18 protein-coding genes and 2 tRNA genes are annotated in these 22955 nt (G+C 49.8%); 6 read left to right on the top strand and 14 right to left on the bottom strand.

Going from position 1 to position 22955, the window contains the following annotated elements:
- Positions 1 to 137: 137 nt before the first annotated feature.
- Both BUB94_RS12500 and BUB94_RS12495 read left to right on the top strand, forming a co-directional pair.
- Positions 138 to 213: transfer RNA gene (locus BUB94_RS12500), tRNA-Asp, on the top strand.
- A 189-nt stretch (positions 214 to 402) separates the two neighbouring features.
- Positions 403 to 478, top strand: a tRNA-Asp gene (locus tag BUB94_RS12495).
- 91 nt (positions 479 to 569) lie between these two features.
- Here BUB94_RS12495 and BUB94_RS12490 read toward each other — a convergent pair.
- The 4 genes from BUB94_RS12490 to BUB94_RS12470 all read right to left on the bottom strand — a co-directional run bounded on the left by BUB94_RS12490 (position 570) and on the right by BUB94_RS12470 (position 4698).
- The gene (locus BUB94_RS12490; protein WP_073237548.1) at positions 570 to 2078 is read right to left on the bottom strand and encodes a sensor domain-containing diguanylate cyclase; all 1509 of its coding nucleotides are present in this window, start codon (positions 2076 to 2078) and stop codon (positions 570 to 572) included.
- A 146-nt stretch (positions 2079 to 2224) separates the two neighbouring features.
- On the bottom strand, positions 2225 to 2599 hold the full coding sequence (locus BUB94_RS12485) for a PAS domain-containing protein (protein ID WP_073159242.1): 375 nt from the start codon (positions 2597 to 2599) through the stop codon (positions 2225 to 2227).
- Positions 2596 to 2874: a hypothetical protein gene (locus BUB94_RS12480; RefSeq protein WP_073159243.1), complete on the bottom strand. Its 279-nt coding sequence runs from the start codon at positions 2872 to 2874 to the stop codon at positions 2596 to 2598. The genes BUB94_RS12485 and BUB94_RS12480 overlap by 4 nt, the downstream gene beginning before the upstream one ends.
- Before the next feature lie 411 nt (positions 2875 to 3285).
- Positions 3286 to 4698, bottom strand: coding sequence for a glycine--tRNA ligase (locus tag BUB94_RS12470; RefSeq protein ID WP_073237542.1), 1413 nt, complete (start codon positions 4696 to 4698; stop codon positions 3286 to 3288).
- 389 nt (positions 4699 to 5087) lie between these two features.
- On the opposite strand from BUB94_RS12470, the gene BUB94_RS12465 reads away from it, so the two are divergent.
- From BUB94_RS12465 to BUB94_RS16490, 3 genes are all read left to right on the top strand, one after another.
- Complete coding sequence (locus tag BUB94_RS12465; RefSeq protein WP_073237540.1) at positions 5088 to 6173, top strand: peptidoglycan DD-metalloendopeptidase family protein; 1086 nt, start codon at positions 5088 to 5090, stop codon at positions 6171 to 6173.
- A gap of 130 nt (positions 6174 to 6303) precedes the next feature.
- The gene (locus BUB94_RS12460) at positions 6304 to 7440 is read left to right on the top strand and encodes a tRNA-dihydrouridine synthase family protein (RefSeq protein WP_175549730.1); all 1137 of its coding nucleotides are present in this window, start codon (positions 6304 to 6306) and stop codon (positions 7438 to 7440) included.
- Between the two features lie 266 nt (positions 7441 to 7706).
- A complete protein-coding gene (locus tag BUB94_RS16490; protein WP_139260219.1) occupies positions 7707 to 7907 on the top strand; it encodes a hypothetical protein in 201 nt (66 codons plus the stop codon).
- A 48-nt stretch (positions 7908 to 7955) separates the two neighbouring features.
- Here BUB94_RS16490 and BUB94_RS12455 read toward each other — a convergent pair whose 3' ends face one another.
- The 9 genes from BUB94_RS12455 to BUB94_RS12415 all read right to left on the bottom strand — a co-directional run bounded on the left by BUB94_RS12455 (position 7956) and on the right by BUB94_RS12415 (position 17775).
- Complete coding sequence (locus tag BUB94_RS12455) at positions 7956 to 9752, bottom strand: chloride channel protein (protein WP_083538274.1); 1797 nt, start codon at positions 9750 to 9752, stop codon at positions 7956 to 7958.
- Between the two features lie 224 nt (positions 9753 to 9976).
- Complete coding sequence (locus BUB94_RS12450; RefSeq protein WP_073159250.1) at positions 9977 to 10435, bottom strand: V-type ATP synthase subunit K; 459 nt, start codon at positions 10433 to 10435, stop codon at positions 9977 to 9979.
- A 134-nt stretch (positions 10436 to 10569) separates the two neighbouring features.
- Positions 10570 to 11031, bottom strand: coding sequence for a V-type ATP synthase subunit K (locus BUB94_RS12445; RefSeq protein ID WP_233488164.1), 462 nt, complete (start codon positions 11029 to 11031; stop codon positions 10570 to 10572).
- A gap of 24 nt (positions 11032 to 11055) precedes the next feature.
- Positions 11056 to 12912: a V-type ATP synthase subunit I gene (locus BUB94_RS12440; RefSeq protein WP_073237532.1), complete on the bottom strand. Its 1857-nt coding sequence runs from the start codon at positions 12910 to 12912 to the stop codon at positions 11056 to 11058.
- Complete coding sequence (locus BUB94_RS12435) at positions 12909 to 13550, bottom strand: V-type ATP synthase subunit D (protein ID WP_073237528.1); 642 nt, start codon at positions 13548 to 13550, stop codon at positions 12909 to 12911. The genes BUB94_RS12440 and BUB94_RS12435 overlap by 4 nt, the downstream gene beginning before the upstream one ends.
- A 3-nt stretch (positions 13551 to 13553) precedes the next feature.
- The gene (locus tag BUB94_RS12430; RefSeq protein ID WP_073237525.1) at positions 13554 to 14855 is read right to left on the bottom strand and encodes a V-type ATP synthase subunit B; all 1302 of its coding nucleotides are present in this window, start codon (positions 14853 to 14855) and stop codon (positions 13554 to 13556) included.
- Positions 14848 to 16605, bottom strand: a complete 1758-nt coding sequence (locus BUB94_RS12425; RefSeq protein WP_073237522.1) for a V-type ATP synthase subunit A — start codon at positions 16603 to 16605, stop codon at positions 14848 to 14850. The genes BUB94_RS12430 and BUB94_RS12425 overlap by 8 nt, the downstream gene beginning before the upstream one ends.
- Positions 16606 to 16622: 17 nt before the next feature.
- Positions 16623 to 17159, bottom strand: coding sequence for a DUF2764 family protein (locus tag BUB94_RS12420; protein ID WP_073237518.1), 537 nt, complete (start codon positions 17157 to 17159; stop codon positions 16623 to 16625).
- Positions 17160 to 17172: 13 nt separating this feature from the next.
- A complete protein-coding gene (locus tag BUB94_RS12415) occupies positions 17173 to 17775 on the bottom strand; it encodes an ATPase (protein ID WP_073159260.1) in 603 nt (200 codons plus the stop codon).
- Between the two features lie 400 nt (positions 17776 to 18175).
- On the opposite strand from BUB94_RS12415, the gene aspS reads away from it, so the two are divergent.
- Positions 18176 to 19960, top strand: coding sequence for an aspartate--tRNA ligase (aspS, locus tag BUB94_RS12410; protein ID WP_073159262.1), 1785 nt, complete (start codon positions 18176 to 18178; stop codon positions 19958 to 19960).
- A 91-nt stretch (positions 19961 to 20051) separates the two neighbouring features.
- Here the strand turns inward: aspS and BUB94_RS12405 are convergent, their stop codons facing one another.
- Positions 20052 to 22169 carry an OmpA family protein gene (locus tag BUB94_RS12405; protein WP_073237511.1) on the bottom strand — a complete coding sequence of 706 codons (2118 nt, stop codon included), beginning with the start codon at positions 22167 to 22169 and terminating at the stop codon, positions 20052 to 20054.
- Between the last annotated feature and the right edge of the window lie 786 nt (positions 22170 to 22955).

Genomic DNA, 22955 nt, shown 5'->3' with positions numbered 1-22955 from the left:
GACTTTCTCGTAATTAGTAATTCATAACTCATAACTAAAAACGGTCTCCGTTCGAAAGAACGGGACCGTTTTTTATTTTAATTTGGTCTGAATGGCTTGACAAAATTTATGGATATTTATATCTTTGGTTCACCACTGGGGTGGTAGCTCAATTTTGGTTAGAGCACCGGCCTGTCACGCCGGAGGTTGCGAGTTCAAGCCTCGTCTATCCCGCTTAAAAGAACACTTTTCGAAAGAAAGGTGTTCTTTTTTTATCATCAGCCGATGCTGTTTTATTGTTGGACGGCACGTTTTTTTTTGCATTTTCACGCATTTTTTTGCATTTTCAGCCGCAATTCCCTTGACAACAAAGAAACATATTAGTACATTTGGTGCGTCGGTTGAAAGACCAGACAAACCACTGGGGTGGTAGCTCAATTTTGGTTAGAGCACCGGCCTGTCACGCCGGAGGTTGCGAGTTCAAGCCTCGTCTATCCCGCTTAAAAAGCTTCTCGAAAGAGAAGCTTTTTTTGTTTTTGAAAAAGAACCATTTATTTTACGCTTGCGACATTCAACAACTTCTATCCAAGCTAATCTCTAAAGAACGTAAAGGACTTGCCTTCGATTTTCTTGCTCTGGTAGGTGCAAGTATCCGCCTGCTTGTACAGGTCGTTAAAGTCAAGGCTAGAGTCCTTCCTGAAGAAGGCGGCACCTAGACTGACCGACACCCTATAATCCGGGATTTCGTCGATTTTGATCTTGTCGATTTCATCAAAAAGTCGGCGGATCGCAAGCGTCCCCTGATCTTCCGTAGCCACGCCATTCAGGTAGACTACGAATTCATCGCCGCCAAGCCTAAGCAAGATATCCTCATCGCGGAAAGCGGACTTCATGGCTTCGGCAACGGCAATAATAACCTGGTCTCCCGCCTGGTGTCCGTGGGTATCGTTGACGTACTTGAAATTATCGATATCGAACAGGCAGAGCATGCCGACCTTGTTTTCTAGCAAGGAAAGCTTTACCTTGTTGACGCCACCGGTACGGTTATACAATCCGGTCATCAAATCGGTTTGCGCCTGGGTAATCAGCTTATTCTCTTTATTCTTTTCTTCGTTGATGTTTTCGATAGCGAAAATAATCTGCTCGGGAACAAGATCATCTGACATAGAACCCACGGCCACATAACGGCCGCGACACCAACCAAGACGCTTACCAAAGAATTCGTGAGTAATGGTTCGCTTGCCCTTCATGCTCTGGGCAACGGCGGCAATATTGGCGTAGGGAACAAGAGCTTCAAGGCCATTTTCATCAATGGCGTCCCTCATGGCAATCAGAAGTTGCTTGCCAAAGTTCTCATGACCGTCAAACTCCACCATGTTAGTCTTGTTGATCACGGCGCGGAAGGTTTCGGTCTTTACGTCGATCTGCACAACAGTCTCGTAAATGTCGGCCATAGACTTGATGTAATGAGCCAAACCCTGTTCATCGTTCAGCTCGCCCACCTTACGTTCAAGAACAAAACGTTCGAACTTCATACGGGACATGAAGGAGCCAACAACCAGACCGATGATACCGTAAATCAGCACGTCCACAATATCCAGCACCAGAATTTCGGAAGGCTTATACATAATTGCCAGGGGTACAAAAACCACGTCCAGCAACAACGTACTGATCAGGAACCTGTAAGGGCGATCCGTAAAAATCAGGGCGGTAAGCATCTGCATTACCAAAAGCGAAACCGTAATACGCTCCGGCGAGGTCACAAACGTCAGGTAGAGTCCAAAGGAAAGCAAGAGCCAGTTGAATGCATACATGAGAAAGATGACCATCCGGGGATTCTTCTTGGTTAAATACCGGTTGGCCATAAAAATGAAGAAACAGAGCAACGTGGCCGAAGAATAGGCAACCACATTGTGATTAAGGGAAGCAATTTCAGAAAGCGCAGACAGGGTAAACATGACGCCGAAAAAGAACATCCCCATCAGGGAATACGCGCCAAGAGACTTCTGGTTACTCCGCGAAACGGAATCCGCGACCTTCGTCAGTTCATCGGGGTCCACTGTCGCATAAAGCAGATAATTTTTCAGCCACTTCAACATACAATAAGAATAGGTTGTAAAACTATGCTAACAATCTATTCTATAATATGGGAGCTGTAGCAAAAAATGCTTCAAATAAGTTTTTTTGAAGCATTTTCCCATTCCAAATTGTAACATAAATCACAAAAAGCGGCTGATTTTAACCATCAAAAGGCGTAAAAGGGAGTTTCGTCCTTGGTGCGGTATTCGTGCTTTTCGTAGTAGCCGATCAGTTCGCCGTTCTCATCGCGAAGGGCGATCATGTAGCCGTCCTTCACCTGCTTCTCGTTAAAGAAGGAATGGACACGGTTGTGGGACTTGTCAGCCTTGAACCAATCCATCACCTTCTGGATCTTTTCCCTGGAATCGGGGCTGTGGCAATCCATGAGGCAACGACCAATAAGGGCGGCTCCCCCACGCTTGGCCTGGGCCACGCAGGCAAAAGGATTCATGTACACAATGGTATGGTTCAGGTCGCACACCACAATGGCGGTGTTGTCCTGATCGATGATAGATTTGAAGAAAGGATTGAGATTAGTCATTTTTCATCCGGGTCTGTAGATTTTCCACAATGGGGGCAGACATCAATATTATACAGTTTCAAATGCAAAAGCCTGTTGCAATGAGGGCAGCGAACCTTCTTGATCATCCACACAGTGGAACCCACAAGGAAACCAGCGGCCAAAGCAAGCAAAACAAAATCAGCATCGGCAATATTGTCCGACACACCCACAGGCTTGAATCCCTTGTAAAAAAGGAAAAAGCCAATAAACAAAACAATGTAGCCAATCAGGCGGTTAATTTTCGGGTTGTTCATGGAGCTTAATATACTATCAAGTGGCGGAAATTATATAAAATGGGCTCCAAATTTTTCTTTTTTGCAACATTGGAGTCCAGAAAAATACTTTATACAGAATTTACAGTCCATTATTATTGGCATTATGGACTCCAGAACAGCAAATTAGCCTCATTTGGAATCCATAGATTTCAATCAAAGCAAAAATTAAAGCCGCAAACAGTTAATTTATTTATAAAAATAGACTCCAAACAGAGGATTCAACTCTTTTTGGAGCCCACTTTCGCCAAAAAAGGCGAAAATAAAAAAAGCCACCCCGAAAAAACATCGGGAGTGACCTTTTTAGATTCTAGAGCGAAGCTCTGACTATAACCTCAGAGCGACAAAGTCGCGACCTCGCACCTCAGAGGGCGAAGCCCGACCTCATACCTCTTAACAACCGAGCTTTGCAGCCAGGTATGCTTCCAGTTCGTCGATCTTCACCAGTTCCTGCTGCATGGAGTCACGTTCACGGACGGTGACGTAGCCAAGCTTTGCCGGATCGGATTCGCCTTCGCCAACAGTGTCGAAGTCAACGGTGACGCAGAACGGAGTACCCAGTTCGTCCTGACGGCGGTAACGCTTACCGATGGACTGAGTTTCATCGTATTCCACGTTCCAGCGCTGGAGCAGCTGTTCGTAAAGTTCTTCAGCCTTAGCCTTGACCTGCCCCTTCTTGACCAGCGGGAGCACGGCAACCTTAACCGGAGCAACCTTCGGGTCGAAGTGGAGAACGGTACGTTCGTCGTTTTCAAGCTTCTGGACTTCGTAAGCGTCGCAGAGGAGAACGAGGAGCAAGCGTTCCACACCCAGGGACGGTTCCACAACGTAAGGCACATAACGCTTGTTGTTCACCTGGTCATTGTATTCCTGCTTGACCTTGGATTCGTTCTGGTGAGCAGTCAAGTCGAAGTTGGTACGGCTTGCGATACCCCACAGTTCACCCCAACCGAACGGGAATTCGTATTCAACGTCGGTGGTACCGTTGGAGTAGTGAGAAAGTTCTTCCTTGGCATGTTCGCGGAGGCGGAGCTTGGATTCGTTCACGCCCAGGTCCTTGATGAGCCAGTCGAAGCAGTACTTACGCCAGAAGTTGTACCAGTCAAGTTCGGTGCCCGGTTCGCAGAAGAATTCCAGTTCCATCTGTTCGAATTCGCGGGTACGGAAGATGAAGTTACCCGGGGTAATTTCGTTACGGAAAGACTTACCGATCTGACCCACGCCAAACGGAATGCGGGGGCGAACGTTGTCGACGATGTTCTTGAAATCAACGAAGATACCCTGAGCGGTTTCCGGACGGAGGTAAACCTTGTTACCTTCACCTTCGATAACGCCGATTTCGGTCTGGAACATGAGGTTAAATGCGCGGGGCTTGGTGAATTCGGTCTTGCCGCAGGACGGGCATTCGATCTTGTTTTCCACCATCATTTCGGCGATCTGATCGAAGTTCTTGCCGGCGCAGCAGCCGTCACCCAGCTTTTCTTCAAGCAGGTGGTCTGCACGGAAACGTTCGTGGCAAGCGAGGCAGTCTACCAGAGGGTCAGAGAAGTTACCCACGTGGCCAGAAGCCTTCCAAACGCGGGGGTTCAAGAGAATGGAGCTATCAAGACCCAGCACGTCCTTGCGGCTGGTAACGAACTTCTTCCACCAGAGGTTCTTGATGTTGCGCTTCAGTTCAACACCATACGGACCGTAGTCCCAAGTGTTGGCCAGGCCATCATAAATTTCGGAGCCCGGGAAAATGAAACCGCGGCGCTTGCAGAGGGAGATGATATCTTTGAGGGCGTCTTGAACTTTCTTTGCCATTTTATATATCCTTTTTCGGCCGAACCTGAACTTTGCAGGCATATCCTTTGGCCGGACTAGGAACCTACCTGGATGATAGGCCCTGACGGGGCGAAATATAGTAAATTATGAATTACGAATTATGAGATATGAATTGTTATAATCGCACCAATGGCGCCTAACTTATTAATCCATACCTCATACCTGAAATTTTTTGGGGGAATTGCTGGCAAAGTCCGTTTAACTATTAATTAAAAATTAGAGGACTCTAACTCAAATATAATCATATAATCAAACGAAATTGCTTAAAGGTTAATGAACCTCATACCTCATACCTCATACCTCATACCTCATACCCCTCTCCCTCCGTGACAATTGACCGTAAAAAAGGTATCTTTACCCCCACTATTATGAAGTTTGGTTCAATTGTCACACTGTTTGCATTGCCTGTCGCCCTATTTGCAGAAAATGGGACTGTAGAGCTTACCGAAGTTGTAGACGACAAGGCTATCCTGGAATCCGAAATCACAGAAGTCACCGAAGCGACAAACCCCTCTTCCGTGGCCTCAACCGAAAAAAAAGTTACCGCAACCATTACCGAAAGTGAATTTTCCGGCAACCCAGCCATTGATTCTACTGATGCAGGTAACGTAGACGCTCCAGCAGCAGCAATTGAAGAAAAGCTTGCCACAACCGAGGCTGTGGAAGCCGCCGACAAGGCAAATACCGACGTAGCCGTAACCGATTCCGAAGCAGAATCCGACAGCTCCGAAACTGACGACGGCAAGGAAATGTCCCAGGAAGAAGCGGACGCCGAACTGGCCGCCGCCATGAGCGACTCCACTTCGAACGACACCGATGGCAAACTGGTTCTTGACATGACCACAGCCATGATTCCCACCGAAAGCCGCCGCATCGCAAGCCCCTATGGCATCCGCACCTACCGTATGCATCGTGGCGTTGACTTGGGCCTCTGCCATGGCGAAGACCGCACCATCGTGGCCGCCTTCCCCGGCAAGGTCAAGCTGGTTCGCAACCAGGGTCGCCGTAAAGGTTACGGCAAGTACGTCATCATCGATCACGGCAACGGTCTTACTACCCTTTACGCCCATCTGGCCAGCTGGAAGGTGAACATCGGAGATGAACTGCAGGCCGGCGACACCGTAGGCATCGGAGGCAATACCGGACGTTCCTTTGGCGCCCACCTCCACTTCGAAATGAAGTATAACGGTGTCTATATCGACCCCACCACCGTATTCAATTTCCAGGAAGGCACCTACCTGGCCGCCACCACCGAAATTGACCAGGCCCAGATTCAGGGTGTCGAAGACGAATACCAGAAGGAACTGGCCAAGCACCGCTATTACAAGGTCCGCCGCGGAGACTGTCTGGGTAAAATCGCCCGCCGCTACGGAATTTCTGTGGGTAAGCTGAAGCGCCTAAATGGCCTCAAGAGCAACAACATCCGCCCCGGCCAAGTGCTCCGCTGCTCGTAATATAGACGCGAGAACGCTTCGCTACAGACGAGAGATGAGAGAAGCCGAAATGTTGCCGGTTTATTTCGCACCGCTACAAGGTTTTACTGAGTCCGCCTACAGACGGGCTCATTTTTTGCATGCCGGGCCCATGGCCGGTGAGTCAGGAATCGCCGCCTATTACACCCCATTTTTGCGCGTCGAGAAAGGTGCCGCCCGAGAAAAAGATCTGCGGGATTTGCAACAGGACCTGGAATTCATCAAAAGCCAGCAGTCAAACATCTGCCATTGCGAAAACGCAGATTACAGTTCAAGCGATGATGAAGCCCCGCATTTTTACAACGTGGTTCCACAAGTCATTTGCAAGGACGCCGCCGAATTCCGCATACTAGTTGATGACATTCAAAAGCTAAAAAAGGATTGCGGATTCGCCCCCGACGAAGTCTTCCCTCAGATTGATATCAATATGGGATGTCCCTTCCCCATGCAGGCGAAATCGGGCCGCGGTTCAGGCATCCTCCCGCGAGTAGACGCCGTCAGGGAAATCCTTCAGGAGGTCGCATCCTTAAGTACCCCTCAACAATGTCATTCTGAACGTAGTGATATAGAATTGTCGGCAACTTGTTGCCCTACAATTCTTAGCTTCAAAGGAGCAGAATCCAGTACAGTAAAAGCTGATGCTGACCTGCGTCAGCATGACTTAAGGTTCAGCGTCAAGATGCGTCTGGGCTATATCGCACCCGATGAATGCATGACCTTGCTCCCGCTACTGAACGAGACTCCCCTCGCCCACATCACCATGCATCCCCGCACAGGCATCCAGCAGTACAAGGGTGCGCTGGACTTCGCAGCATTCGAAGCCTTCTATTCCCAGTGCCGCCACCCTGTCATATTCAACGGCGATGTCACCAGCCTCTCAGACATTCAAGCTATCGCTCGCCGATTCCCAAACCTCAAGGGAATCATGATCGGCCGCGGGCTCCTGGCCAACCCAGCACTCGCCGTGCAATTTCAAGCGCAGTTCCCTGCGCAGTCCCAAACGAGCCCTCTTTCTGCGCTCCTAAAAATCCACGATTCCATTCTGGATAACTACCGCAAGCGCCTCCACAACGACGCCCAGGTTCTCGACAAGATTCGTCCCTTCTGGACCTACCCCGCCGAAGCAGCCCAAACCCAGCCGCAGAACTCCGAATCCATTCTTCCCAAGCGCATCATAAAGAAAATCGCCAAGGCCCGAAACCTCAGCGAATATCTAGACGCAGTGGACGATTTGCGCGATACTATCTAAGAACTTGCGAGGAACCTAAGGCAGATTGTACTGTACGTTCAATCCCCAGCCACCACCACTCGCGTATTAAAAGAAACTCCATAAAGATAATTAGAATAGTCATTGACAAACAGCAACACACCTGCCGGAGCAATTTCAGCCATCACGTTGAACAAGGTCAAGGACTAATTCCTCCGGGATGGTAAACTTCAATAAAATTGTTCCAGGGGATTATATGTAGTTGAAGCACGAACACCCAAGAATCGTTCTTGACCATTTTCTCCATAATGGTAATACTCAATACCCGTGCTATGCAGCAGATACATATTGTACACATAGATACCAAGAGAATTCATCTCAGTCGTCGCTCTTACAAGTCCAACATAAGAACGTCCATCAACCGTGTAAGTCCCATCAGCACTTATTCTGTAGGTTTTGACCACACATTGAAACAAGCTATCCTGAATGTGTACAGCGTAACAGTCTAGATGTCCGACCACATCACATCACTAGGCATATACTCATTCACTTCTTCTCTATAATTCATCAGTTTTCTGCGAATCCCTTACAATCTTATCGTAAGCCTTAAAGATGGCTGCGTGACTCAACACGCCTATTACATCACCATTCTTATTCTTGACACACAGCTCATTCATAGACGTTCGTACAAAAATCTTCAATGCCGAATGCAAGTCCATGGATTCATTCAGCATCGGAGCTTTTACTGTACAGTCAGAAATCAGCAAGTGCTGAATCAAGTCCGGCGAACTGATATAGGCGTTCTTCACGATGGACATGTCCAACAATCCTATGTACGTTCCCGAATGATCATGAGGCTTGGACAATCCTGTCGGAGTCTTGGAAGTTCCTTCGTAGACAGGATAGACGTAATCCACCTCGATGTCCTTCAAAACATCAAACAGGGAATCCTCTGCACGGAGGGTCTTCATTTCGCAATGTTCAATCACATCACCAACGGTGGTAATTCGTAAAACATCCTGATCCATGTCGCCACGATGAGCCGGCGAGGCAAACTTGTTCACCACCTGACTTTTATAAATGCTCCAACCGCGAGAGAACGAGATGTGCATAACAGCCGCAATCAAAAGCCCAGGCAGCAAACTATAACTACCAGTCATTTCGCAGACCATAACCACTCCGGCAATGGGCGCCTTGGCGGCCCCCGCAAAAAAGGCAGCCATACCTACCAGAATAAACATCTCAGGTTCGCGGATTGCACCCGGAGCCACCAGTTCCAAGATGCCCGCAAACATGGCACCCAGAACTCCACCAATAAACAGCGAAGGGCCGAACACGCCGCCGGATCCGCCAGAACCCACCGTAAGCCCCGTAGCCAAGATTTTTGCCAGCACAATGCCCAGCAACAGCATCACACCCCATACGGTATGGGGCAACATAGCTCCCATGACCTCGCCAATAAATTCAAATCCGCCACCGGCTACTTCGGGGTAAGCCAGCACCAGCAGCGAAATCATGAGGCCGCCAATAGCGGGTTTTGTCCAGTTGGGAATCTGCCAGCGTGCAAAACGGGTTTCAGACTCGTTGTAGCAACGAACATACAAATAAGAAAAGGGGAAACAGAGAATGCCCAACAGGGCACAAGCTAAAAGTTCAACGCCGTTGGTAAAGGGGAAAATCGGAACACCAGCAATAGCCGGGGCAGTTCCTACAAAGGCAATGTAGATTGTAAAAGCCACCACCGACGAAACGATGGATGTGGCAAAGGCGTTGGATTCAAAATCTTCTCGATAAAGCACTTCTACCGAAGTTAAAGCGCCTGCCAGCGGAGCCTTAAAAATTGCACCGAGACCTGCAGCCGTTCCCGCCAAGGTGAACTGACGACGCAATGTCTGGGGCATGTTAAAACCATGACAAACGGTGGAGGCGATTCCGGAACCGATTTGTGAAATAGGGCCTTCATAACCAGCGCTGCCACCCGTCGCCAAGGTAATAATGCTGGTCAGGAATTTTATCGGAGCCACACGCTTGCGGATCTTGCCCCCCTCGTGATGGAAGGACTTGATCATGTTATCGGTACCCTGGCCGGCCGTTTCGGGAGCCTTGGCGATTGCGTAAATAATGACACCCACAATGAGGCCGCCAACCGCAGGCATTACGGCAAAAGTCCACCAGGGCAAGGCATTCTCACCGGTCCAAGGTTTACGCACCAGTGCGCTGGCAAACTCAAGGCCAAAATGAAAGGCAACAGCCACCACACCAGTCACAAAGCCAATAAACGCAGCCAAGAAAATCTTTGGCATGTAGCCATTGATTACCAGGAACTTGTTAAAGCGTTTTAGGAATTGAGACATTTGCCGCCAAATCTAGAATTTTCTGACTTCTATGAAAAAGATCAACATAATTCATATCTCGTAATTCATAACTAAAAAAAACTCTTCCGCAGTAATCTCTTTTTTTTGCAATTCATAAAAAAAGAACCCCATGCAGAATCTGCACGAGGTTCTTAATAAAGCCTCAAAGGCCAAGGGCCGACCTCATACCTCAAGCGAGTGTACGAGCGTACCTCATACCTTTTTTAGCTCACCAGCATCATCGAGAACACCATGATGAACAAGGCAACGGTTTCACCCACGCCAAGCACCATCAAGCTGTTCACAAGACCCTTGCCGGTTTCACCCAAGCCATTACAGGCGTTGGAGGCGGCCTTGCCTACGTACCAGCCGGAGAACATAATGCCCAGTCCACCGAAGATACCCACGCCCAGGCAAGCAGCCCAGTTATGGAAATCCGGCTTGTTGGCTGCATTCAGGATGGTGTTCATCAGAAGCATGCCATAAATCGTCTGCGCAATAGGAGCGCCCACGAACACAAGCAAGGTGAACATAGCGTTCTTCCCCTTAAGGTAGGCTTTCTTCCACGAACCGATCGCCGCCATGCCGGCAGTACTGCAACCCATTGCAGAGCCGACAGCGGAAAGACCGAGAGCCGCGGCGGCGCCCATCTTGCCGAGAGTCACTATTGTTTCTTGATCCATATTCAATTCCTAGTTAAGGATTTTTTTTGAAAGTAGGAAGTAGGAAGTAGGAAGTAGGAAGTTTCTCTTTTTATGTCGCGTGTCACCAGACACGCCACTAATCACTAACCACTAACCACTAACTACTAAAATCCTTAAGCGAAGGTCTGGGTTGCGAACACCATGACAAACAGGGCAACGGTTTCGACCACACCGAGAACCATCAGGTAGTTCACCATGCCCTTGCCGGTTTCGCCCAGAGCGTCACAAGCAACAGCACCAGCCTTACCCTGGAACCATGCGGAAGCCATCATGCCGAGGCCGCCGAAGATACCGGCACCGAGGCAAGCTGCCCAGTTGTTGAAGTTTTCTGCATTTGCAGCGCCCAGGATGAAATTCATCAGGAGCATGCCGTAAATGGTCTGGGAAATGGGAGCACCCACAAACACAAGGAGAGTGAAGAGAGCACTCTTGCCCTGAGCGTAAGCCTTCTTCCATACGGTGATTGCAGACATACCAGCGGTACCGCAACCAAGAGCAGAACCGAGAGCACCGAGGCCGAGAGCTGCTGCTGCACCCATCTTGCCGAGAGTTACCATGGTTTCGTGATCTAACATATTTTTATCCTCTACTTGTTGTTATTAAACGTTTTTCCGTTTCTTGAACGGGTTAAAGCCAAAACCGCTCCATTGCAGGTCCAGGCCATTAGAAAATTCCAGGGTGTTCAAACGCACTGCGTGAACCGCCACACCCATGACGGCAAGTGCAATGTTCAGGGCATGAACAAAGAGTAGCACAATGGCTGCACCAAGGAGACCGCCAACAGAACCGAACATAGGCGAAAGCATTTCGCTGAAGGATTCTGCAATGGCAGCACCGGAAAGGCCCACTGCGAACAGACGGATGTAGCTAATCACATCCACAAAGTTGTTCACGATGTTCAAGGCGAGCATAGGAATAGAAATCCATTCTTCCTTGAGCTTGGAAGGGGGCACAGAGAACAGCACCAGAAGTACTACGCCAGCGATGAGCACGTAGATCATCGGAGCCGAAGTAGGACCGCTGAAGAAGTTTCTGAACACTTCCGGGACCTTTTCGCCCAGCACCATGTTTCCTGCCAGGAAGAACATGTACCAGGTGGAGAACAGCCAGCCAAGCTGAGCCAGAGCTGTAGTACTCTTACGCTGGATCTGGACAACCACATTCCAAACGTGTGCAATAGTCAGATGGACCACTGCAATGCAGAAGCAGAAGAACTGCATGTTGGAAGACTGACGGATCCAATGCATGGCATTCTTCAGACCCTCGGGGCAGAAGGATGCGTTGGCAAGATCCAGGTTGGCAACCCACGGGGCGATTTCCGGAGAAAGGCCCAGGTAGCTTGCGTTCATGATGCCCCATACGATGGTAGCACCACTCATAAGGTACATAAAGCTGAAGCCGGTACTCTTAGACTTGGGATTCTTTACACGGGCAACGATGGTGAGTGCCAGGAACAGAGCTCCGTAGAAGGCATCACCAACGATGATAGCAAAGAACAGGCTGAAGAAAGCCAGGAACACTGCGGAAACGTCGATTTCCTTGTAGCCCGGAACGATACCGATAATATCGTACAGGAACTGCATGGGTTTCGCAATGGGCTTGTGGGTCAAAAGCGTGGGAACCATGTCGTCGTCAGAAGGATCTTCTTCACGGACGCCCCAGCCATTAGCCTTTGCGGCTTCCTGAATTTCACCCATGCGATTTGCAGGAGCGAAACCCTGGATCATGGCGATGCTTGCACCAGCGAGCATTCCGCTAGAAGCTTCCTGAAGGTCGTATTCTTCGTCGGCATCAGCCAGTTCAGAATCGATTTCGGAACGCTTGGCGGAAAGTGCTTCCAGAGTCTGGTCGGCCTTTGCAAGTTCAGCATTGGCTGCGGAGAGCTTCTGGCGCATTTCAGCCAGGGACATGGACGGCAGAGGAAGTTCCACAGCATCCTTTACGGCTGCGGGAGCTTCACCCTTGCTAATGACTGCATAAAGATTGCCAGTAAGGTTCTGACCGAAGGGCAACACAACGGCGCCGTCATCAGCAGAAATAGTCTTGCTGGGATCAACTTCATAGAGTTTTACGAAAACACCGCTCTCTTCCAGAGACTTAACAGTCTGCGGGTCCAGATTGCCGAAGTTGTCAAGGCGGTTCAGGTCGTTATGGAGCTTGGAGATTTCGTCCGTAGCGTCCTTCTTGACCTGCACCATCTGATGCACGGCTTCGACTGCGGGCTGAGAAGCGATAGATGCGTCCAGAGAAACAGCATCCTTCCCTGCCTTGGCGGGGATTGCCTCGAGAGCCTTGCGGATTCGCATGACCTTGGACTTGGCGGCATTCAGCTTTACGCCCGTGGGATTTACCAGCGGGGTAACGTGAAGGATGCCCATCTCGCGGAGCTTTTCAAGAGAAGCCTCGCGTTCCTTGTCCAGGCAGAGAATGGTTACTTTCTTCATAGGAGTAATCATGCAGCTACCCCCTTATTCTGAGCGGCTGCGGCATCCTGTGCTGCGGCACGAGCGGTAGACTTGCCCTTGGCAAGCTTACTACGGGCCACACCGGAGGTCTGCTGGTCACCCAGGAAGATGTTAATCTTGCGAATGTTGTCCTTGGCTTCGGGAATCTTGACCTTTTCGAAAAGATTCACGCGCTGGCTTGTGGTACGAAGTTCCTGAGAAAGAAGTTCGTACTGACGTTCCAGAACGCGGCGTTCCAGGCGCAGGGAAATAAGCCCCTGCAGGCTGCGGATACCGTCGTCCAGCCAAACCGGCGTAGTAAAGAAGTCAGGGATGGTCACATTGAAGTCTACCCCATCGAATGTAGGAATGCGGACACCGGCGATATTTCCTTCGCCCTGGCGCACTTCCTTCACCGACAGGTACTTCGACCAGTCGATAGGTTCGGCATACAGCGAAATCCAGGAGGACATGCTCTTACGAAGCTTGTCTTCCTCGTCGCGCTTTGCCATCACCCTCTCCTGGAGCGTACGCATTTCCATCTGCAGCTGCTGCTTCTTGAGCAACAACGTGGGCAGATAGCGCTGGAAGCGCTTCAGTGCGTCGCGTTCCGCCTTGAGGGCGTTTTTGGTTAACTTGACTTTAGCCATTAATTACCCCTTCTTGGGCCAATACTGACTAATCATCTTGGAAGGAATACCGGTTTCTTCGGGCTGGAAGCAGTCGGCAAGAATGGTCCAGCCAAGATCCAGAGCCTGTTCCAGAGGAATGTTCACAGACAGGTCCATCATTTCCTTTTCGAAACGAGTACCGTACTTCAACAACTTCTGGTCCCAAGTACTCATGTTAAAGCCCATGGACTGCTTTTCAAGGGTTTCCTTGTAAGAAGCGTAGAGCTGGATCATGGTATTCATAATGGTACGGTGGTCGCTACGGGTCTTACCGTTCACCTGCTGCTTCAGACGAGACAGAGAACCGAACGGTTCGATACGGCCCTTACGCAGATAGAACTGACCTTCGGTAATGTAACCGGTGTTATCCGGAACCGGGTGGGTCACGTCATCGCCAGGCATGGTGGTAACGGCAAGGATGGTAATGGAACCGGAACCTTCGAAGTCCACAGCCTTTTCGTAACGGCTAGCGAGAGAAGAATAGAGGTCGCCAGGATAGCCACGGTTAGAAGGAATCTGTTCCATGGTAATGGCAATTTCCTTCATGGCGTCGGCGAAGTTGGTCATATCGGTGAGAAGCACCAGAACGTTCTTACCTTCGGTTGCAAACTTTTCGGCAACGGCGAGGGATGCATCAGGCACCAGCAAGCATTCCACAATGGGGTCAGATGCAGTGTGCATGAACATCACGGTACGGCTAAGAGCACCGTTCTTTTCAAGGAAGTCCTTGAGGTACAGGTAGTCGTCGTGCTTCAGGCCCATACCGCCAAGAACGATCACGTCCACTTCTGCCTGCAGAGCAATACGGGCAAGAAGTTCGTTATACGGTTCACCAGCGATAGAGAAAATCGGGAGCTTCTGAGACACCACCAGGGTATTGAACACGTCGATCATGGGAATACCAGTACGGACCATGGTCTTCGGGATAATACGCTTTGCGGGGTTCACGGAAGGGCCGCCAATTGCGATACGTTCGCCATCCACTTCCGGACCGTTATCACGGGGCTGACCAGCACCGTTAAACACGCGGCCAAGGAGAGCTTCGGAATAAGGAACCTTCATGGGTTCGCCCAGGAAGCGGACTTCGGAATCGGTAGAAACGCCACGGGCGCCTGCGAAAACCTGCAGGTCAACCATGTCACCGTCAATACGGATCACACGGGCGAGAGAAGTACCGAAAGAGCTAGTAACCTGAGCCAGTTCCTGGTTGGCAACGCCTTCTGCCTTCAGAGAGATCACAGAACCGGCGATGCGTTCAATACGATGGTAAGCAACATTATGCATTGACAGTTACCTCCTTCACGGAAGCAGTAATATTGGATTCAATTTCCTTGAATTCTGCGGAATCCATTGCAACGCGGTTCCAGTCCTTGGTAGCCTGAGTGAGCTTCAGGAAGAAGGTACGTGCAACATCCTTTTCTGCGAAAGTCATAGGAGTCTTGAGAATTTCATAAACCTTGCCGAACACATACTTCTGACGGTCGCCAGTGCAGGCGGCGTCGATTTCATGGTATGCATCCTGCTGCAGGTAAACGGAGTCGAGGTATTCGGACTTCAGGTAAGTAATGAAGTCATCGATAGAAGTACCTTCTTCACCCACCACCTTCATCATGTTGTTGACGTCAACGCCAGCAGCAAGAATCTTGCGGGCATCGGCAACCTTCTTGGAATCGATGATGCCTTCGTACTTGGACCAGGAATCCAGCGGGTGGATTGCCGGGAAGCGGCGCTGGTCGGAACGTTCACGGGAAAGGCCGAGGAATGCGCCCACCACCTTCAAGGTAGCCTGGGTCACGGGTTCTTCGAAGTTACCACCTGCCGGAGAAACGGAACCGCCGATAGTCACGGAACCAGTGGAACCATCCTTCAGGCGAACAACGCCACCGCGTTCGTAGAAGGCTGCGATCACAGATTCGAGGTAAGCCGGGAAGGCTTCTTCACCCGGAATTTCTTCCAGACGGCCGGACATTTCACGGAGAGCCTGTGCCCAACGGGAAGTAGAGTCAGCCAGCAGCAACACGTTCAGGCCCATCTGGCGATAGTATTCAGCCAGGGTCACGCCAGTGTAAACGGAAGCTTCACGAGCAGCCACCGGCATGGAAGAAGTGTTACAGATAATCAAAGTACGTTCCATGAGGGACTTACCGGTACGGGGGTCGATCAACTCAGGGAATTCGCGAAGGGTTTCTACCACTTCACCAGCACGTTCACCGCAAGCGGCCAGGATCACGATGTCCACGTCTGCGTAACGGCTCATGAGCTGCTGCAGCACAGTCTTACCGGCACCGAAGGGGCCCGGAGTACAGAAGGTACCGCCCTGCATCACAGGGAAGAAGGTATCCACAATACGCTGCTGCATGGTCAAGGGCTTGGTTGGGCGAAGACGTTCTTCGAAAGCCTTGATAGGCATCTTCACCGGCCAGGTCTGAACCATCTTGATTTCAAGCTTTTCGCCCTTTTCGTTCTTGACTACTGCGACGACGTCTTCGACGACGTGTTCGCCAGCGGCTACGACGGATTCTACGCTCACATTGCCGAGAACCTTGAAGGGAACCATGATGCGGTGGGTGAACACGCCTTCGGGTACGGTACCGATGGTGTCACCAGCGACCAAAACGTCACCAACCTTTGCAACCGGAGTAAAGGCCCACTTCTTGTCGCGGGGCAGAGCCGGCAGGTACTTACCGCGCTGCAGGAAGAAGCCGCACTGTTCGGCAAGTTCGGGCAGGGGGTTCTGAAGACCATCGAACACCTGAGTCAGAAGACCAGGTCCAAGTTCCACAGAAAGCAGTTCGCCAGTGAATTCGACTTCGTCGCCAGCCTTGAGGCCAGTGGTATCTTCGAACACCTGAAGTTCTGCGTAGTCGCCGCGGATACGAATCACTTCGCTCTTCAGCGGGATAATTTCGGACTTGCCATCCTTGTTCTTGGAGGGCAACTTGGCGTAAGCCACTTCGTTCTGAGACACGGCGCTTTCGAACTTGACGCGAATCAAGTTACCGTTGACGCCGATGATTTTTCCGATACTAGCCATTGAAAATGGACCTCCGGTCATTCCTGAACAAAGTCAGGATCGTTTGCATTAATAACGTTGAGTACAGCTGCGTCGCCGGCCTTTTCGGAAAGGCGGGCCCAACGCGTACAAATTTGAAGCTTGATAGCGTATGCATACACGTGCTTGACGGTTTCCTCCCCTACACCGGCGAGGCAATCAACCAGCCAAAAACGGGCCTTATCCAGATCCTGCTCTTTTTCCATAGGATTGGACTTGGCAAATGCATCCTGAACCATCTTGGCGAAGTAGACGTCGTAACCGGCGAAAGACTTTTCGCTAAAACGGACATCGGGACCCCATGCCTGTGCACGGAGCCTTCCGGAGACGTTCTTCATCTGAATCTCGTGAGCCTGATAAGACTTCACGAACTCATCGTCAGAGGGTTCATCGTTAAGCAAGGCGTTCAATGCGTCCAATTCAGCCTGGTCCAGAGCGCCTTCGCAGCGGCTACGGAAATCATCCATAGTCACGGGCGGAACGTCACCCAGGTTGATCATGGGCAATGAAGCCATTAAATAAGAAGGAGAACTCATTGATTCGCCTTAATTACTTTGCCTGTGCTGCAGCGTTAACAACCTTGGCCAGCTGCGGGCGGAGCAATGCAGAAAGAGCGTCTGCCATTGCCTTTTCGGTAAATTCGTGGGTGACCTTGCCACCGTCCAGCTTGACGCGGAAGCCATACTTGACACCCTTGTCGCTAGAAACTTCTACACCGTTGGAGAGCTGCTTTGCAAATTCGCCAGTGACGAAGGAAGCAAGCTTCTTGGCGTCGGCTTCGCTGAAGTCCACTTCAACGTGGGCGCTGTAGCCCTTAGCCAGAGAAAGGAGCATTTCCTTGACGGTAGATTCGTCGAGAGACTTTTCCACCTGGAGGGAGAGCAGGTTAAGAATCATATCCTGAAGATTCTTGCCTACAGAGAGAAGAAGATCGCGTGCGGACTGTTCCAGAGTGCGTTCGCTACGTTCGGTAAATGCTTCTGCGTCCTTATCGGCCTTGGCAAGCTTTGCCTGGGCTTCGGCTTCGGCGGCCTTTACAATTTCTGCCGCCTTTTCCTTTGCCTTAGCAATAATTGCTGCTGCATCGTTTTCTGCCTTGTCAACGGCATCCTTCTGGATGCGTTCCATAAGGTATTGCAAATCTTCTGCCATATTTTATCTCCAATAACAATAAGAAGCCCTTTTTAGGGACTTTTTGAAAAATTTCGGTAAGAATATACAAGGTTTTTTATCAAAAAGTCGCAGTTTTCATAAAATTTTTCCGATTTTTTCATTTTTTTTCTAAAAAAAGGTCCGATTTCGTGAATGTTAAATTTTATTATACAAAGTTTACGAAAAACTATAACTTTTGCTTATACATTAGAGAATTTCTAATTATGGATTTTAAAGCTTATCTATAAAAGTTAGACCTTTTTTATCAGACGTCCATCCATATCAGGAAAAAGAACTTCAAGGCCCGAATTTATCCAAAAAATCGGAGTAGCCTTTTGTCACACCACGCTCCTGTTTCTATATTTACGCCCGTAGATTTTTTATACCAAAGGGTAATACAATGAAACGTACTCATAACTGTGGCCAGCTCCGTAAGGAAGATGTTGGCCAGACCGTAACTCTCTGTGGTTGGGTGGATCGTCGCCGTGACCACGGTGGTGTGATTTTTGTGGACCTCCGCGACAAGTATGGCAAGACCCAGATTGTGTTCAATCCGGATTACAATGCCGACGTTATCAAGAACGCAGAAACTCTCCGTAACGAATACGTGATTTGCGTTACCGGTAAGGTCTATGCCCGTGAAGAAGGCAACACCAACGAAAAGCTGGCTACCGGCGAAATCGAAGTGAAGATCAGCGAACTCACCATCCTGAACGCAGCCCTCACTTCTCCCCTGGCCATCAACGACCCCAACGAAGAATGTAAGGAAAACGACGACCTCCGCCTCCAGTACCGTTACCTGGACCTCCGTCGCCCGTGGATTCAGAAGAAGCTCATGCTCAAGAGCAAGTTCCTGAAGGAAGTCTACCACTTCTTCTATGAAAACGGTTTCGAAAACATCGAAACTCCGGTTCTCTGTAAGTCTACTCCGGAAGGCGCACGTGACTACCTGGTTCCCTCTCGTGTGAACGCTGGTAAGTTCTACGCTCTCCCCCAGTCTCCGCAGCAGTACAAGCAGCTCCTCATGATCGCTGGCATGGACCGCTACTTCCAGATCGCCAAGTGCTTCCGTGACGAAGACCTCCGCGCCGACCGTCAGCCGGAATTCACCCAGATCGACGTCGAAATGTCCTTCGTAGACCAGGACGACGTGATGGGCATGTTCGATAAGTTCGTTACCGAAGTTCTCGGTAAGGTCTGGAACTTCGAACCTCCCAAGAAGATCCGCCGCATGAAGTGGGCAGAAGCCATGCTCAAGTACGGTTCCGACAAGCCGGACCTGCGCTTCGATCTCGAAATCCACGACGTTTCCGAAATCGGTGCCAAGAGCGAATTCGGCGTGTTCAAGAACTGCGTTGCCGCTGGTGGCAAGATCCGCGGTATCGCAGCCAAGGGTTGCGTGGACTTCACCCGTAAGCAGATCGACGAACTCACCGCCTACGTTGCTAAGTACGGTTCCAAGGGTCTCGTATGGATGCGCGTCAAGGAAAATGACGAAGTGGAAACCCAGGTCGGCAAGTTCTTTACTACCGAACAGCTCAACGAACTGCGTGACGCAGTCGGCGCTAAGTGCGGCGACATGATGTTCTTCATCGCAGGTCCCGAAAAGATTGCAGCTACCGCTATGGGTCAGCTCCGTCTCGAAGTGGCTCGCATCAAGGGTCTCCGTGACCCGAAGAAGCGCGAATTTGTCTGGATCACTGAATTCCCCATGTTCGAATACAGCGATACCGAAGGCCGCTACATGGCTATGCACCATCCGTTCACCAACCCGCTGCCCGAACATCTGGACATGATGCTCTCCGGCAACCTGAAGGATTGCAACGCCGAAGCTTATGACCTTGTTCTTAACGGTGTTGAAATCGGTGGCGGTTCTGTCCGTATCCACAACCCTGAAGTTCAGGAAAAGGTTTTCCGCCTCCTCGGTCTTACCGAAGAACAGGTTAAGGAAAAGTTCGGCTTCTTCGTTGACGCATTCAAGTTCGGTGCTCCTCCCCACGGTGGTCTCGCCTTCGGTCTGGATCGCGTTGTTGCAACTATGGAAGGTGAAGAATCCATCCGTGACTACATCGCATTCCCGAAGAACACCAGCGCATCCAGTCCCATGGACCAGTGCCCCAGCGAAGTGGATCTGCAGCAGCTGCAGGACATCCATATCGCCGTGCAGATGCCGAAAAAGGACTAAAGAACTTTTTTCGCTTTATACTTTACAGCTTTACGCAAAAAAGAAGCCTCGCCTAGAGCGAGGCTTCTTTTTCAATGTCGATATAAAAGAATTACTTTTCGAACGGAACCAGTTCCACTCGGCGGTTCTGGGCTCGGCCATCTTCATTTACATTGTCTGCCAAAGGCATGGTGCGGCCATAGCCAACAGCACGGAGGCGATCCTTTTCAACACCACGCTTGATCAGGTAATCCACCACAGCCTGGGCGCGATCCTGAGAAAGCTTCATGTTCTTTTCGTCGGAGCCCTTGTCGTCGGTGTGACCCTGAACTTCTAGGTTGGCGTTGGGAATCTTGCGCATGAGGGCGGCAACGTCATCCAAGGTACCGAAGCTGCTCTTGGTAAGGGTTGCAGAACCGGTCTTGAACTGAATGCCCTTCTTCAACTGGTCAAGGTCTTCCTTTTTGTCGAGGGGGCAGCCATTTTCATCGACGCGGATACCGGGCAAGGTATTGGGGCACTTGTCCTTCATGTCAGGCACGCCGTCGTGGTCAAAGTCCAGAGAGCAGCCGATAGAGTCAACAGGCATGCCTTCGGGAGTACCGGGGCACTTGTCCTGAGTATCGGGGATGCCATCCTTATCGGAGTCCATCTTACAACCGTTAATGTCCACTTCGATGCCTACCGGAGTATTGGGGCACTTGTCCAGGTGATCGGGCACGCCGTCGTGGTCAAAGTCCATGGGGCAGCCTACAGAATCTACAGGAGTACCAGCCGGAGTATTGGGGCACTTGTCCTGGGCGTCGTTCACGCCGTCGTGGTCAAAGTCCATGGGGCAACCGGTAGAATCAACAGGAACGCCAGCCGGAGTATTGGGACACTTGTCCTTGTCGTCCAGAATGCCATCGCCATCCAAATCCAAGATCAGGGCACGAGCGTTGGCGCTAACTGCGGAATCAGCCTTAGCCTTGTTACGGGCATCTTCTTCAGCCTTCAGACGGGTACCGGTAGTATCGATACAGCCATCATAGAACACAACGCTACCAGCCGGAGTGTTGGGGCACTTGTCCAGATCATCGATCACGCCATCCTTGTCGCTATCCAGGGGGCAGCCATCGGAACCGACCTTAATCCCCTTGGCAGTGCTGGGACACTTATCTTGTTCGTCAGGAACACCATCCTTGTCGGTGTCCTTGGGGCCAAACGGATCGAAACGAACGCTAAGCACGGCGGCACCAGAAATAAGGGGAGTAGGAGCGTAGCAATAAGTAGCCGTATGGCCATTTTCACCGATATAGGAAAGGATAACATCGTCGCAACCTTCTATTTCCTTATCGTGATCGAAGCCCAGGTTCTTGAAGGTACGAACAGCCACTTCAAGTCCAACAGCAAAATCAACATTATAAGGCAAGTGGAAACGGAAACCCGGGGTAATGAGCATGGGATCATTCATGGGACTGAACTTCAGGTTACCCTTGCTCTGCAAACGCATTTCGCCGGAATATTCCAAGAACACATCCACCCATTTCTTGGGAATCCAGTTTACGCCAGCGGCATACACAAGAGCATTGGTTTCAGCCAGGTCAACCGGGTAGACATAGCTGGCAGCTGCGTTCACGCGGAAGGGATAACCAACTTTGGTAAAGTCAAAAGTTGTTACAAGACCGGCCGCAAAGGTCCAGTCACCAGCAGTGAACGGGCTGGTATAAGTTTCGCTGTTCAAGTACCACACATGGCGTGGACGCACGCCGGCACCAATTTCACCTGTAGGAGCGTACAAGTCCAACATGGCAGCCAGGCTAAACACCTTGGACTTGAAAGGAGCGCGGATCTTCATCCACATATCCAGGTCACCACGGCTGGTGGTCCACTGGTTTGCATCACCGGAAGGACCGTCGGAATTGGCGTGTTCATAGTACAGAGGCAGAACGACACCGATATCCCAGAAGTCAAGGACACCCATGCCAAAGAAAATGTTACCAGCCTGGGAATAGTCAGCAGCGTTGTAGGAATAACGCTTGCCATCCATTTCAAATACGCCGCCACGAGAAAGACCCCATGCACTGGTAGAAATATTACCACCAGTACCCAAAGTCATATTACCTATACCAAGGGTTTTGGCATTGATCTGATGAAGACCGTCAGTTCCGCCTTCAATACCCGGCTGGGCCAATGCAGCACCGGCAGCGAAGCCTAGAGCCATAACAGCCGTTCTTAAAGCCTTTTTCATAGTCCATTCCTTCCTAGATGTAAAAAAAAGGTGAATTTCACAAAAATATGTAAAAAAAATAACAAAACAAACCGTTTGGCGGATAGAACAATTCAAATTTCACACCAAAATAGGGCGATTTCAGATTATAGGGGACTTTTAAAAGCTTATCTCTCTCGATTAATGATTTCTTCAAGAAATGTTGAAAAACAGATTGCATAAACCTCAACAAAAAGAACTCAACAAGCAAAACAAACTAAACATACAACATATCACACAACACACAACATCAAAATATATTTATCTTATTTTAAAATATTACCATCATTTCCCATTGCGGCACAGAACAAACTATTGTATATTTGCAAACGCATCTAACAAATGCGTAGGGTTACATCGAGGTCAACAAAGAAACTACAGATAAAGCTGATAGTATACTCAGCTCATACCTATACTATTTCCCCCACATAAGATTTTTACTAATCGTAGTCCAAATACGGATTACAACGTATCAAGCTATACCCTACGCAAAACAAAAAAGCGTCCAGCCGAATGGCTGGGCGTTTTTGTATAAAATCAAAATATAAAAAATTAAAACAAAGTAAGAGGTAAAAAAAGAACCCGCCGACAGCAACGTCGACGGGTTATTTTTGAGGTGTAATAGTCTCAGCAGGGATGCTACCAAGACAACGCAAAATTACTATAAATTTGTCCCTAGCAAAACTTTCTTTTTTCTTATAAAGTTAAAAAATTAAGGACAGACTAAAAACCTACGAAAATTCGAAGTAAATAAACCATTTTTACAAA

Source organism: Fibrobacter sp. UWH9 (genome assembly GCF_900129715.1).
GTDB lineage: Bacteria > Fibrobacterota > Fibrobacteria > Fibrobacterales > Fibrobacteraceae > Fibrobacter.
The sequence above is the reverse complement of the archived record's forward strand: the minus strand, read 5'-3'. Positions and strand labels throughout refer to the sequence as shown.